A 13,453-nucleotide genomic window follows, 5' to 3' on the forward strand; every position below is an offset into this window, starting at 1 on the left:
GTCTACAGTCACGCGATGTGAGCACCAACCGACGATGGTGGGGACTGGGCGTACTTCTGCTACCCGTCCTCCTGGTCTCCATGGACGTGTCCGTGCTGTTCCTGGCGATGCCGCAGTTGTCCCGGCATCTTGATCCCTCGCCCACCGCCGCCCTATGGATTCTCGACTCCTACAGCTTCGTGATCGCAGGACTGCTGATCACCATGGGCAGCCTCGGTGACCGCATCGGCCGCCGGCGACTCTTGTTGATCGGTGCGACGATCTTTGGCGCCGGATCACTCCTGGCCGCGTTTGCCGGGTCTCCGGGGATGCTGATCGCCGCACGGGCACTGATGGGCTTCGGTGGGGCAACGCTGCTGCCGTCGAGCCTGGCGATCATCTCGACGATGTTCCCCGACAGCCGGGAGCGCTCCCGGGCGATCGGGGTGTGGACGGCCGCGTTCGCCGGCGGTGCGGCAGTCGGCCCGATCGTGGGCGGCCTGCTCCTGCACCACTATTGGTGGGGCTCGGTGTTCCTGATCAATGCGCCGGTGGTGCTAGCCCTGTGGTTCGCCGCCTCCTTGCTGCCCGCCGACTCGCGCGACATCGATTCCGCCCCTTTCGACCTGTTGGGCGTGTTGCTGTCGGTGGCCGGCATTCTTGGCGTGGTTTACACGATCAAGCACGTAGCGCTGGCCGGGATCGATGCGACGACGATCGTCATCGGGGTCGCGGGCGTCGCGCTACTCGCCTGGTTCATCGCGCACTGCTCGCGCGCCGAGCATCCACTGGTCGACCTGCACCTGCTGCGCAACCCGCGCTTCGCCGTGGCGATCTGCACCACGCTGGCGGCGATGATGTCGCTGGCCGCGACAACCTATCTGGTCAATGAATACCTGCAGTCGGTCACCGATCGGGATCCGCTGGGTGCCGCGGTCCTGGGGATTCCCATGGCGGCCACGGTCTGCGTGTTCTCGCTCGGGTCGGCAACGATCGTCGCGCGAGTCGGCCTCCGTCGCGCGTTCATCGCCGCACTGCTGGTGTGTGCGGCCGGAATGCTCACACTGCAAGGAACCGGCGTGCACGACGGTCTGTGGGCCTTCCTCGTCGGGTCCGCGATCGCTGGTGTCGGTTACGGCACCGCATTCAGCCTCGTATCCGACGTGGCCGTCAGTTCGGTTCCGCCCGAGCGCGCCGGCGAGGCGACGGGCATCTCCGAGACCAGCTTCGAACTGGGCCAAGCACTGGGGCTGGCCCTCCTGGGCTCGCTGGCCGCCATCGTCTTCGCGCGTACGCTCGACCCCACCGGCCCGGCGTTTCGTGGAACGCTGACCGACGCGATCACCGCAGCGGGCGGCGATGGGCGCCTCGTCGATGCCGCGAAGTCCGCTTTCCTGACCGGCATGCACACGGCCCTGGGTACCGCCGCGGTCATCCTGCTCGTCATGGCCGCGATTACAGCGGCGGTGCTGCCCCGCGAAGAACAGCGCAGCGCCGCCGACTGAGCCGGCCTGTCAGCTGAGCCGGCCTGTCGCCGGTCAGAAACTTGCGCAGGTCGCCCGGGCCTTGTCCAGCGCCGCGCCGAACCGGGCACGACCCTTGGCGGCCTCCCCCGGAGTGCCGAACACACCGACCGCCTCTGCCGCTTCGAGGCCGACCGTTTCGGCGGGGTGGGCTTTGCGCCACTCGTCGTCCTTGGCCTTGCGCTGTTTCGCGGTGAGCATGATGCCCTCCTGAAAGTGCCCGCGGTAGTGGGCGTCCTCGGTGATCTTCGCCCACACCTGGGGATCGTTGCCGGCCAGCGCCTTCTCCGTCTGTCCATAAGTGCAGGCCGTCCCGGGAACCGGAGTCGTCGCCGGAATCGGCTTCGCCGCCGGACCGTGTACCGGCATCGGCGCGGCGTGGCCAACCCCGGCCGGCAATATCCAGACGGCTCCGGCGCCCGCGATCGCGGTGGCAACGGTACGACGCAACGCACTCATGTGTGGTTCTCCCCTTCGACGATGCCCGCCGCGCGCACCGCGCGACGAACCGGGCTCGCGGCCGGTGGCCCGGCCACCCTGACGACTTCTCCCTTGGCCAGCAAAAGAGTACCCGGGTCCGCACCTCGCAACGACGATGGTGCCGCCCCGGAAGCCCCGAACAGCACCATCATCGAGCGTCGAACAATTGATCAGAACTGCGAGCAGGTGGCCTTCACGCGCTCCATCGTGGCCTTGCGATTGGCCTTCATCTGCGCCTTCTCCTGCGGCGAGCGCAGCGAGATGTTGTTGTCCTTGAAGAACTTGAACACGTTGGCCTCGGCCGGATGATCGCGCTTCCACTGGTCCATCTTGGTCTTGCGCTGCTCCTTGGTGAGCACGACCATCTGCTCGAAGTGCGCACGACGTTCCGGCGTGGCGTTGATCTTCTTCCAGGTGGCCGGATCTTCCTTGGCGAGCGCCTTCTCGACCTGGCCGAGGTTGCAGCTGGTCTGCGGGACCATCGTCGACTGGGGGACGGGTTTGGCTGCGGGAGCCGGTGCGGCGTTGGCCACTCCGGTGGCCAGCAACGACGCAGCGCCGACGCCGACGATGACGGTGGCGACTTTTTGACGCAGAGCACTCATGGTTGTCTTTCCTTTCGGGGATTCTCGTCATCGCAATGCACGGGACGAGCGGGACTGACTTCATCAACCTTCGTCACCGAAGCTGACGGTTTGCTGAGGGCAGGGGCAGAGAGTCCTGATTATTGCCCAGCCACCCCCGACCGGGTAGTCTCTCGGCTATGCAGCGTGCACTTCTCCTCGGTTGCCGCGGCGGGGTCTGAACCGACCGGCCCTCCGCCGCGGGCCAGTTTGCGCGCCGGTCATCTTCCACCAACATTTTGGAGATTGACCCTCATGACTACTTCAGATTCTTTCGTCGCCCGTCAGGGCACGCGGATCATCGAACCGTCCGGCCCCAAGGCTGACGGGCAGCCCGCCTGGAATCCGCAGCGCGGATCTGCGATGCCGGCCCACCGCTACCGATCCTTCGCCGGCGAGGTCGAAAAGATTTCACTGCCCGACCGCACCTGGCCGGACCGGGTCGCGTCCCGCGCGCCGCTGTGGTGCGCGGTGGACCTGCGCGATGGGAATCAGGCGCTGATCGACCCGATGAGCCCGGCCCGCAAGCGCCGCATGTTCGACCTGCTGGTCCGCATGGGCTTCAAGGAGATCGAGGTCGGCTTCCCCTCCGCGAGCCAGACCGACTTCGATTTCGTCCGCGAGATCATCGAGGATGACGTCATCCCCGACGACGTCACCATCCAGGTGCTGACGCAGTGCCGCGACGAGCTCATCGAGCGGACCTTCGTGGCCTGCCAGGGAGCGCCCCGCGTCATCGTGCACTTCTATAACTCGACGTCGGTACTGCAACGACGCGTCGTGTTCCGCGCCGACAAGGACGAGATCACCGCGATCGCGACCCACGCCGCGCACAAGGTCCTCGAGGAGCAGGCGAAGTACCCGGACACGCAGTGGCGCTACGAATACTCGCCGGAGTCCTACACCGGCACCGAGCTGAGCTATGCCAAGCACGTGTGCGACGCGGTCAGTGAGATCATTGCGCCGACGCCGGAGAACCCGCTGATCATCAACCTGCCGGCCACCGTCGAGATGGCAACGCCCAACGTTTACGCCGATTCCATCGAGTGGATGAGCCGCAATCTGGAGCGTCGCGACTCGATTCTGCTCAGCCTGCATCCGCACAACGATCGCGGTGAAGCCGTCGCGGCCGCCGAGCTCGGCTACCTCGCCGGCGCCGACCGCATCGAGGGCTGCCTGTTCGGCAACGGCGAGCGCACCGGGAACGTCTGCCTGGTGACCCTGGGCATGAACTTGTTCTCCCGCGGCATCGACCCGCAGATTTCCTTCTCCGACATCGACGAGATCCGCCGCACGGTGGAGTACTGCAACCAGCTGAACGTCCCCGAACGGCACCCGTACGGAGGCGATCTCGTCTACACCGCGTTCTCCGGCAGCCATCAGGATGCAATCAACAAGGGCCTCGACCAGATGAAGATCGACGCCGATGCGGCCGACTCCGACGTCGAGGACATCCTGTGGCAGGTCCCCTACCTGCCCATCGACCCGATGGACGTCGGACGCACCTACGAGGCGGTCATCCGCGTCAACAGCCAGTCCGGCAAGGGCGGGGTTGCCTACATCATGAAGGCCGACCACGGCATGAACCTGCCCCGGCGCCTGCAGATCGAGTTCAGCCGCGAGATCCAGAAGTTGACCGACGGCGAGGGCGGCGAGGTGTCGCCCAAGGAGATGTGGGACGTCTTCGCACAGGAGTACCTCAGCCCGATCCACCCGCTGGAGCGGATGCGCCAGCACGTCAACGCCTCCGACACCGATGGTGGCGAGGATGCGGTGACCGCCGTCGTGAAGGTCGACGGGGTGGAGAAGGAGATCGAAGGGCGCGGCAACGGCCCGCTCGCCGCATTCGTCGATGCGCTCTCAACCGTCGGGTTCGATGTGCGCGTCCTCGACTACTCCGAGCATTCCCTGACCACCGGCGACGACGCGAGTGCGGCCGCCTATGTGGAGGCCGAGATCAACGGCGAGACCATCTGGGGCGTCGGCATCGCACCGTCGATCACCACCGCGAGCCTGCGCGCCGTCGTGTCCGCGGTCAACCGCGCGCACCGCCCGGTGGCCCCCGAACTCGGCGAACAGGCCGCGCGCACCTGGGCGCCGTAGAGCCCGGGCCCACCGGCTGGCGATAGTCGCGTCAGTCGCCGACCTGCACCGGCGGCGCCTGCTCGTCGGCGGTTCCGGTGAGCGCGTCCATCTCCTCGAGTGTCTTGCCCTTCGTCTCCGGCACGAACCTGACGACGAAGAGGAAGGACAGGAAGGCGAAGGCCGCGTACATGAAGTAGCCGAAGACCAGGCTGAAGTCCTTGATCGCCGGGAAGGTCATGGTGACCGTCCAGTTGGCCGCCCACTGGCCTGCTGCCGCCAGCGACAACGCCGCCGCACGGAAGCGGTTGGGGAAAATCTCACCCAGTAGGACCCACATCACCGGACCCCAACTCATCCCGAAGAACACGACGAACCCGTTGGCCGCGAGCAGTGCGATGATTCCCCACGCGCCGGGGAGGGTCTTGGTGATCTCGCCCGCATCGTTGAGGATCGGCTGTCCGGCTCCGTCGAGGTTGTCGGTGAGCCGGCTGAAGCAAACCGCGACCGTCGCCAGCGTCACCGTCATCCCGATCGACCCGACCAATAGCAATGGGCGGCGCCCGACGCGGTCGATCAACGCGATCGCAACCAGCGTCGTCGCAATGTTGATCACGGAGGTGATCGTCGACGTCAGGAAGGCCTGGCCTTCACCGAAACCGACCGCCTCCCACAGGACATTCGAGTAGTAGAAGACCACATTGATGCCGACGAGCTGCTGGAAGACCGAGAGTCCTAGGCCGATCCACACGATCGGATAGAGGCCGCCCCTGGGCCGGATCAAGTCCTTCCACGACGACCTCTTCTCGTCGTCCATACTCGCCCGGATCCGGGTGATCGTGATGTCCAGGTCACGCTCGCCGAGCAGCTTCTCGAGCACCGTGCGCGCCTCGAGCACCCGGTGACGGCTGATCAGGTAGCGCGGCGACTCCGGAATCGTATTGGCCAGCGTGCCGTAGAGGACAGCGGGGACCGTCATCATCAAGAACATCCAGCGCCACGCGTCGATCCCGAACCAGAGGGGGCTGTTTGCGCCGTCGTCAGCCAGGTTGCGCAGCGCCATGTTGATCAAGAAGGACAGGAAGATGCCGATGACGATGGCCAACTGCTGCAACGAGCCGAGCCGGCCGCGCAACCGGGCCGGCGAGGTCTCGGCGATGTAGGCGGGGGCAATCACCGACGCAATCCCCACCGCGAGACCGCCGATCATGCGAAAGACCACGAATACCGCCAGTCCGCCATTGCCCCATGACTCCGGGGCGAAGGCACATCCGATGGCACTGGCAAAGAACAGCACGGCCGCAATCTTCATGACCAACAGCCGCCCGATCCGGTCGGCGATGCGACCCGCGGTGAGCGCACCGGCAGCGGCACCCAGCAGCGACGAGGCAACAGCGAAGCCCAGGACCCCGGAATTGACTGCGAAGTCTTGTTCGATGGCCTTCGTCGCACCGTTGATGACCGCGGTCTCATAGCCGAACAGCAGACCGCCCAGCGCCGCCACCGAGGCGATGCGGACCACGCCGCGCGTCGAGCCGCCCTCGCTGCCACCGTCGAAAGTCGACTCCGCTGCCGGAGTTGGCCCGCTCTCCGTCATAGCCGTCCCCCTCCTCGCCGCGTCGTAGCCAACCCTAAGCGGATAACGAGGAGTCCCGGCACGAAACGAGCATTCAGTTCAGCGCGACGGCAACCTCGTCGGCGGCACGCTTCGCCGACTCCCGCGCATCAGGCGACAGCATGGTCATGTTGAAGAAGCCGTGGATCATCGAACCCGCCCGGTCCACCGTGACCGGCACCCCGGCGGCGCTGAGCCGCGCCGCGTACGCCAAGCCCTCGTCACGCAGCGGATCAAACCCTGCGACGACGATATGCGCCGGCGGAAGACCGGCAAAGTCGTCGGCGAGCAGCGGCGATGCGAGCGGTGTCTCCCGGTCCGCCCGATCGGGCAGGTAGTTGCCGATGAACCAGTTCATGTGGTCGCGGGTCAGGAAGCGCCCCGTCGCGAACTCCCGCATCGATGCGGTCTCGCCGGCCAGATCGACGGCCGGGTAGATGAGCAGCTGGTGCGCGGGCACCACATCCTCGCCCCTCGTCTGCTGGGCCACGACCGCCGCGAGATTCCCACCGGCACTGTCGCCCGCGACCCCGATCTTGTGCGGATCGAGCCCCCACCGCCGCGCCTGCTCGACGGCATAGCGCCAGGCCGCCAGCGCGTCGGCGGCAGCGGCCGGGAACGGGTTCTCCGGCGCCAGCCGATAGTCCACGTTCAGCACGTCGACACCCGCGTCGACCGCCAGTGCGCGCGCCGTCGCGTCGTGGCTGGCGCGGCTACCGATCGTCCATCCACCGCCGTGGAGGAAGACCACGATCCCGCGCGAGGTCGCACCGGCGCGGTACCGGGTCGCGTGGATCGGCCCGTCAGGGCCGTCGATGACCAGATCCTCGTCGATAGCGAACGGCGGGAACGACGGCGCCATCATCGCCGACGCCACTTCCAGCTTGCGGCGCGCCACGTTGGGATCCTCGTGGTGCATATTGAGGGCGGGAATCCGGCTCGCCGCCAAGGCCGCCGCCGCCAGGAACGGATCAAGCCGCTCACCGGCCGAGTTCGCCGGCACCATCCGGGCGAGGACACCGCGCATCGGAGCGGGCATCTGTCCCAATCCCTGCAGGATCAACCGTTGCACGCGGACGGCCAGCGGCAGCGATACCTTCGTGGATTCACTCATACTCTGCAGACCCTACCCAGGTCGGCACGCGGCGTTGGCAGACCGATGTGCGAAACTCGATTCCATGTCGCGCGACCCGGGCCTGCCCGCCCGAACCCGTTTGGCGCTTGTCGCCGCCGCTTCTGCCCGATGGGCGTCGCGGACGGCCGGGCGCGGTAAGGGGTCGATGATCGGCGGCCTCGTCGCCGCAAAGGTCGACCCGTCGATCATGTCGCGCCTGGGCCTGGGGCGGCGAACCGCGCTGGTCACCGGTACCAACGGGAAGTCGACGACGACCCGCATGCTGGCGGCGGCACTCGCCGGCGTCGCGCCCGTCGCCACCCAGGCCGACGGCGCCAACATGGATGCCGGCATCATCGCCACCCTGTCTTTGACCCGGGGCAAACCGCTGGCCGTCCTGGAAGTCGACGAGCTGCACGTGCCGCATGTCGCCGCCGCCCTGAATCCCGAAGTGCTGGTGCTGCTCAATCTTTCCCGCGACCAACTCGACCGGGTCGGGGAGATCAACATCATCGAACGCCGCCTGCGCGCGGGCATCGCCGAACATCCCCGGCTGACCGTCATCGCCAACTGCGACGACGTGCTGGTCACCTCTGCCGCCTTCGACGCCCCCAACGTCGTCTGGGTGGCGGCGGGCGCGGGCTGGGTGGGCGACTCGGTGAGCTGTCCACGCACCGGCGAGCCGATCATCCGGTCCGCCGATGGCGATTGGCGCTCCACCGGTGACAACTCCTTCCGCCGCCCGGCCCCGGATTGGTGGTTCGACGACGAGAACGTCTACGGCCCCGACGGATTTACCGCGCCACTGAATCCGGCGGTGCCGGGCCGCGCCAACCGGGGCAATGCGACCCAGGCGGTGGCCGCCGCCGTCGCGATGGGCGCCGACCCGGCGCTCGCCACACAAGCCGTCGGGACGGTCGGGGAGATTGCCGGCCGCTACGGCGTCACGACTCACGGCGACCACACCGTGCGCATGTTGCTGGCGAAGAACCCGGCGGGCTGGCAGGAGGCGCTGTCGATGATCGACCAGGACGCCCCCGGTCTGGTGATCGCCGTCAACGGGCAGGTTCCCGACGGGGAGGATCTCTCCTGGTTGTGGGATGTGCGGTTCGAGGCCTTCGAGTCGATGCAGGTGATCGCCGCCGGTGAGCGCAGCGCCGATCTGGGGGTCCGCCTCCTATATGCGGGCGTCGAACACACAACGATCCCCGATCCGCTGCGCGCGATCGCCGCCTGCCCACCGGGGCGCGTCGAGGTGCTGGCGAACTACACCGCATTCCGCGACCTGGGAACAGCGCTGGAACGGGCGGCCAAATGAGCGAGTCGACACTGCACGTCGGTCTGGTCCTGCCCGACGTGATGGGCACCTACGGGGACGGCGGCAACGCGCTGATCCTGCGTCAGCGCGCCCGAATGCGTGGCATCAACGCGGCAATCACCGAGATCACGCTCGACGACCCGGTGCCCGAGAGCCTCGATATCTATGTCCTGGGCGGCGCCGAGGACTACGCCCAACGCCTCGCGACGCGCCATCTCACGCGCTACCCGGGGCTGCAGCGCGCCGCCGCGGCCGGCCGGCCGGTGCTCGCGATCTGTGCGGCGATCCAGGTACTCGGACACTGGTACGAGACGAGTTCGGGCGAGCGGGTCGAGGGAATCTCGTTGCTCGACCTCACCACCGCCCCGCAGGCCCGGCGCAGTATCGGCGAACTCATCACGCAGCCGCGGATCGCCGGGCTGACCCAACCGCTGTCCGGGTTTGAGAACCATCGTGGTGGTACGACGCTGGGCCCGGACGCCCGTCCGCTCGGCACGGTCCGCCATGGTGACGGCAATGTCGCCGGCGGCGGTCTCGAAGGTGCCGTCCAGGGTTCGGTGATCGGCACTTATATGCACGGTCCAGCACTTGCCCGCAACCCCGAGCTCGCCGACTATCTGCTCAAGCAGGCGCTCGGCACCGACGTCCTGGCCCCCCTGAACCTGCCCGAGGTCGATCAGCTCCGTCGCGAACGGCTCGCCGCCGGACGTTGACCGGCGTCGTCCACTACTCCCGGCGATCTCGGCCGATGTCGACGACCACGCAGCGCTGACGCGTGCGATCGACGGCGAACCAGCCGTCTTCAAACCGCTGCCACGCGGCGAGGTGTGCTCGTGACTGCTCGCCCTCGCGCGCGACGGCCGCGGCCAGGCGCTGACGCGGCGACCCCCAGTCGATCCACCACGCACGGCTCAGCTGCGAAGCCACCGCCCGCCGGGCCGATGACACGCCCTCGACGACGAGGACCGGCCGCCACTCGCGGACGACCTCCGGCCCGCGTACCGCTTCGTCTCCGCGCCAGCTCCGCGGCCGGTAGCGCAGATCCTCGCCGACCTCGAAGGGGGCCAGCACACCCGCGACGAACTCCGGCCACCAGGCCACCGGGTTGTCCCAGGTGGCGAACTCATCGGTGCCGACCAGGACCGCCCGATGCCCGAGTTGGGCGACCAGCGCCGCCGCGAAGGTCGATTTACCCGACCCCGACGGGCCGTCGACCGCGATGATGCCCGTCGTCGGCAGCGAGGGGAAGGGCGCGGACACTAGGCCAGCGCGCGGCGCCCCGACAGCGCACGGCCCAACGTCAGCTCGTCGGCGAATTCGAGATCACCGCCCATGGGCAGGCCAGACGCGAGCCGGGTGACTGCCAGCCCGGGGAAGTCTTTAAGCATCCGCAGGAGGTAGGTCGCGGTCGCCTCACCCTCGGTGTTCGGGTCCGTTGCGACGATCACTTCGGTGACGTCAATCCCGTCCTCCTGGTTGCCCAACCGGCGCAACAACTCTCGAATGCGGAGCTGATCGGGACCAATACCCGACAGCGGATCCAGCGCACCGCCCAACACGTGGTAGCGACCGGCGAATTCCTTCGTCCGCTCAATCGCGTTGACATCCTTCGGTTCTTCGACGACGCAGATCTTCGTCGCGTCGCGACGGGCATCCGAACAGATCCGGCAGCGCGGGTTCGCCGAAACGTTGCCACACTCGCTGCAGAACGTCACGTCATCACGGACCCGTTGCAGGGCCGCTACCAGTCGGTCAATATCCGATTTCTCCCCCGCCAGCAGGCTGAAGGCGATCCGCTGCGCACCTTTGGGCCCGAGCCCGGGCTGCTTGGCCAGCTCGTCGATCAGATCCTGGATCGGCCCTTCGTACATGGGTGTCGCTCCGTTCGGCCGGCCGGATCAGCCGAGCCCGGGCAGTCCACCGCCCAGCCCACCCGAAATAGGGCCCATCTTCTCCGCCGCCAGCGCATCGCGCTTGGCGTCGAGGTCGGCCAGGGCGCCGATGAGGAGATCCTGCAGGGTGTCGATGTCAGTCGCGTCGACGACCTTCGGGTCGATGTGCACGGCGGTGACGCCGCCCGCACCGGTGCCGGTCACCGTTACCAGGCCGTTGCCCGCCGAGCCGGACAACTCGGTCTGCGCGATCTCGTTCTGCGCGCTCATCAACTGCTCCTGCATCTGCTGAGCCTGGGCCAACAGTCCGGAAAGCGCGTTCGGGTCGCCGCCGCCGAGGAGGCCGCCGAAATCTGGGGTATCAGTCACGCACTTCAGGGTAGTCGCCGGCGACCAGATCTCAGCGCAGGAGTCGGTCCAGGTGCGCAGCGAGTTCGTCGAGCGTCACGCCGGTCGGGGACACCTCGAAGGAAAGCACATCCTGCCCGCCGAACAACCGGGCCGCCCGCGCGCCGACCTCGAACTCAAACCGGTTCTCGATCCGCCGCCACTGCTTCACCGCGCCGTACACCGACGCACTCGCCCCCGTACTCACGCAATACTCGTCGGCGCGCGGGCCGCCGACGAGGTCGCGTTGGATCTGAAAGCACGAGCCAGACTCGTCGTCGAGAAAGACGATCGCCTCACAGCCGAGGTCGGGGTGGCGCTCATACGAACCGTGGATGGTCACGTCGCGAATTCCGGGACGCTAGACCAGCGTGGACCAGTAGTCCCAGAACCGGTCGAGGATGGCCCCGGCAATGAGTAGGTACCAGACCGCGATGATGATCGGGACATAGGTTGCCACGGTGCTGAGCACGCGCGACGGCGCCGGTGTCGCCACCAGCAGATTGCGGACCGTGATCACGACGGCGAGCGCAATCGTCACCGCCCACACGACCATGCAGTAGATGCAGAGTTTGCCGATGTCGTACAGGCTCGAATAGATCAGCCAGTGCACGAAGACCACGCTGACCACAACGGCGGCCTGCAACCCGATCCAGATCCACCTGGTGAAGCGGGAACCAGAAAGAATGCCCACGCCGAGCGTCACCACCACCGCGAACGCCGCGATACCGATCAGCGGATTGGGGAACCCGAAAAGACTCGCCTGCCACGAGTTCATCACCGGACTGCACGCCATCACCGGGTTGATGCTGCACGACGGCTTGTAGGCCGGGTTGGCGAGGAGCTCCAGCTTCTCGATGGTGAGGATGGACGACGCCGCCAGGCCGATCACGCCCCCGATCACCATCACCCACGCAGCCGCACGAGTCCAGAACTCGCCGCGGCCGGTCTGATCGATCTCGGGAACAGTCTCGGGTTCAGTCACGTCGACGAGACTACCGGCGCGCCCCGGATGCGGGAACGGGCACCGTGGCGGGCCCTTAGGCCCAGCGTGAGGAAAAGCGCTGCTGTACGCCGGTGAGCGGATCGGTGAAGGCCAGTTTGGTAGCCACCAGTTGGAGGGGGCGGGAGAAGTCGCCCCGGTCGGGCAGCGCGGCCAGTTCCGAGCGCACATCGGGGTACAGCGGGTCATCGACGATGGGCACGCCCAGCCCGGCCATGTGCAGCCGCAGTTGATGCGTACGACCGGTCTCCGGCACAAGCCGGAACCCGTTGTCGACTCGCGTGATGCGGCTGATCGCGTTCACCGGGCCGTCGACGACGCGCGCACGCAAATCCCCGGCGCGCTTCTCGATGCGGTTCGCCACCTGCGCACCCGTGCGCAACCGCTCCCCCGGCTCGGTGCTGCGGGCCCAATACTCCTTGCGCACCTGCCGACGGGCGAACAGATCCTGGTAGGCGGCCCGCACCTGTGGTCGCCGGGTGAACATCAACACTCCGGCCGTCAGGCGGTCCAACCGGTGCACCGGCGCGAGGTCGTCGTTGCCCAGTTCGCGACGCAATCGCACGAGTGCCGTCTGCGCGACGTGGCGCCCGCGCGGCATGGTGGCGAGGAAGTGGGGTTTGTCGACGACGACGAGGTTCTCGTCGTCGAAGAGGATCTCGAGGCCGAACGGAACGGGTACCTCGTCGGGCAGATCGCGGTAGAGGAACACCGCGGCATTGCGTCGCGCCGGCGACTCCAGCGCCACCGGCCGGCCGTCGATATCGACGAGTTCACCCGCATCGGCGCGGTCGGCCAGGCCGGTCGGCCCCACCTCGATCCCGACCGGCAGTGCCAGCAGCGCCTGGAGGACGCTGACCGACTCGTCGGCGCGCAGGATCACCCGCGTCGCATCCACTCCCGCGCGCGGCGGGAGTGGACTGGGTCGACGACGGCGGCTCAGTTCTCCAACCGCGACTTCAGGTTGCCCAGTAGCGCCGCCTGAATGCGGTTGAGGCCCTTGGGTGCGAAGGTCTTCTCGAAGAAGCCGCCGACGCCGCCGGCCCCCTGCCAGGAGGTCGTGGTGGTAACACGCGAACCGGCGCCGCTCGGCGCGACGGTGTAGCTCGTCACCATCGACGAGTTGGCGTCGGTCTCGGTGACTGTGGAGTCGGCGACGACGACGGTGGCCTGCACGTCGCGCTGACGCTTCTCGGTGGCCTGCAGGATCCAGTGGACCTCGGTGCCGTTGCCGGTGCCGCCCGAGCGCACCGCGTAGTCACGGTAGTTCGCCGGCAGGATCGCCGGGCGCACGGTCGTGTAATCGGTAAGCGCGGCAAGAACCGCCTCAGGCGAAGCGTTGATCTCGACGGACTGGGTGGCGGTAACCTGCGCCATTCGGTTCTCCTCGGGGTGGTTGCCGCGGCAAGTACTCGCGGTCATCGCGTTTCGAACCTA

The 13,453-nt window shown here is 67.5% G+C and carries 15 protein-coding genes; 4 read left to right on the forward strand and 11 right to left on the reverse strand.

Annotated elements, in window-relative coordinates; all coding sequences use genetic code 11:
* Positions 1-17 precede the first annotated feature (17 nt).
* Positions 18-1,484 carry an MFS transporter gene (locus tag B4M62_RS13885; protein WP_290714088.1) on the forward strand — a complete coding sequence of 489 codons (1,467 nt, stop codon included), beginning with the start codon at positions 18-20 and terminating at the stop codon, positions 1,482-1,484.
* A 33-nt stretch (positions 1,485-1,517) separates the two neighbouring features.
* Here the strand turns inward: B4M62_RS13885 and B4M62_RS13890 are convergent, their stop codons facing one another.
* Entirely contained in the window at positions 1,518-1,961 is a 444-nt protein-coding gene (locus tag B4M62_RS13890) for a hypothetical protein (protein WP_290714090.1), read from the reverse strand.
* 191 nt (positions 1,962-2,152) lie between these two features.
* On the reverse strand, positions 2,153-2,587 hold the full coding sequence (locus tag B4M62_RS13895; protein WP_290714093.1) for a hemophore-related protein: 435 nt from the start codon (positions 2,585-2,587) through the stop codon (positions 2,153-2,155).
* A gap of 273 nt (positions 2,588-2,860) precedes the next feature.
* Between B4M62_RS13895 and leuA the strand changes: the two genes are divergently transcribed.
* Positions 2,861-4,708: a 2-isopropylmalate synthase gene (gene leuA, locus B4M62_RS13900; protein ID WP_290714095.1), complete on the forward strand. Its 1,848-nt coding sequence runs from the start codon at positions 2,861-2,863 to the stop codon at positions 4,706-4,708.
* A gap of 31 nt (positions 4,709-4,739) precedes the next feature.
* Here leuA and B4M62_RS13905 read toward each other — a convergent pair whose 3' ends face one another.
* Both B4M62_RS13905 and B4M62_RS13910 read right to left on the reverse strand, forming a co-directional pair.
* Complete coding sequence (locus B4M62_RS13905; protein WP_290714097.1) at positions 4,740-6,284, reverse strand: sugar porter family MFS transporter; 1,545 nt, start codon at positions 6,282-6,284, stop codon at positions 4,740-4,742.
* 73 nt (positions 6,285-6,357) lie between these two features.
* Positions 6,358-7,416 carry an alpha/beta hydrolase gene (locus B4M62_RS13910; RefSeq protein WP_290714099.1) on the reverse strand — a complete coding sequence of 353 codons (1,059 nt, stop codon included), beginning with the start codon at positions 7,414-7,416 and terminating at the stop codon, positions 6,358-6,360.
* A gap of 64 nt (positions 7,417-7,480) precedes the next feature.
* Here B4M62_RS13910 and B4M62_RS13915 point away from each other — a divergent pair, with 64 nt between their 5' ends.
* Together B4M62_RS13915 and B4M62_RS13920 are read left to right on the forward strand one after the other, a co-directional pair.
* A complete protein-coding gene (locus tag B4M62_RS13915) occupies positions 7,481-8,734 on the forward strand; it encodes a MurT ligase domain-containing protein (RefSeq protein WP_290714101.1) in 1,254 nt (417 codons plus the stop codon).
* On the forward strand, positions 8,731-9,447 hold the full coding sequence (locus B4M62_RS13920; RefSeq protein ID WP_290714103.1) for a type 1 glutamine amidotransferase: 717 nt from the start codon (positions 8,731-8,733) through the stop codon (positions 9,445-9,447). The genes B4M62_RS13915 and B4M62_RS13920 overlap by 4 nt, the downstream gene beginning before the upstream one ends.
* A gap of 13 nt (positions 9,448-9,460) precedes the next feature.
* Here the strand turns inward: B4M62_RS13920 and B4M62_RS13925 are convergent, their stop codons facing one another.
* Genes B4M62_RS13925 through B4M62_RS13955 form a run of 7 tightly spaced genes read right to left on the reverse strand, consistent with a single transcriptional unit; the run spans position 9,461 to position 13,393 of the window.
* On the reverse strand, positions 9,461-9,994 hold the full coding sequence (locus B4M62_RS13925; protein WP_290714105.1) for a uridine kinase family protein: 534 nt from the start codon (positions 9,992-9,994) through the stop codon (positions 9,461-9,463).
* The gene (gene recR, locus B4M62_RS13930) at positions 9,994-10,605 is read right to left on the reverse strand and encodes a recombination mediator RecR (protein WP_290714107.1); all 612 of its coding nucleotides are present in this window, start codon (positions 10,603-10,605) and stop codon (positions 9,994-9,996) included. Before recR ends, B4M62_RS13925 begins: the two co-directional genes overlap by 1 nt.
* 27 nt (positions 10,606-10,632) lie before the next feature.
* Positions 10,633-10,995, reverse strand: coding sequence for a YbaB/EbfC family nucleoid-associated protein (locus B4M62_RS13935; RefSeq protein WP_290714109.1), 363 nt, complete (start codon positions 10,993-10,995; stop codon positions 10,633-10,635).
* 31 nt (positions 10,996-11,026) lie between these two features.
* Positions 11,027-11,356: a hypothetical protein gene (locus B4M62_RS13940; RefSeq protein ID WP_290714111.1), complete on the reverse strand. Its 330-nt coding sequence runs from the start codon at positions 11,354-11,356 to the stop codon at positions 11,027-11,029.
* Positions 11,357-11,374: 18 nt separating this feature from the next.
* Positions 11,375-11,998 carry a vitamin K epoxide reductase family protein gene (locus B4M62_RS13945; protein WP_290714113.1) on the reverse strand — a complete coding sequence of 208 codons (624 nt, stop codon included), beginning with the start codon at positions 11,996-11,998 and terminating at the stop codon, positions 11,375-11,377.
* Between the two features lie 55 nt (positions 11,999-12,053).
* Positions 12,054-12,899, reverse strand: a complete 846-nt coding sequence (locus tag B4M62_RS13950; protein WP_290714115.1) for a pseudouridine synthase — start codon at positions 12,897-12,899, stop codon at positions 12,054-12,056.
* A 56-nt stretch (positions 12,900-12,955) separates the two neighbouring features.
* Positions 12,956-13,393, reverse strand: a complete 438-nt coding sequence (locus B4M62_RS13955; protein ID WP_290714227.1) for an SRPBCC family protein — start codon at positions 13,391-13,393, stop codon at positions 12,956-12,958.
* Positions 13,394-13,453 lie beyond the last annotated feature (60 nt).

This window comes from Gordonia sp. UBA5067, from assembly GCF_002414845.1.
GTDB classification, from domain to species: Bacteria; Actinomycetota; Actinomycetes; order Mycobacteriales; family Mycobacteriaceae; genus Gordonia; species Gordonia defluvii.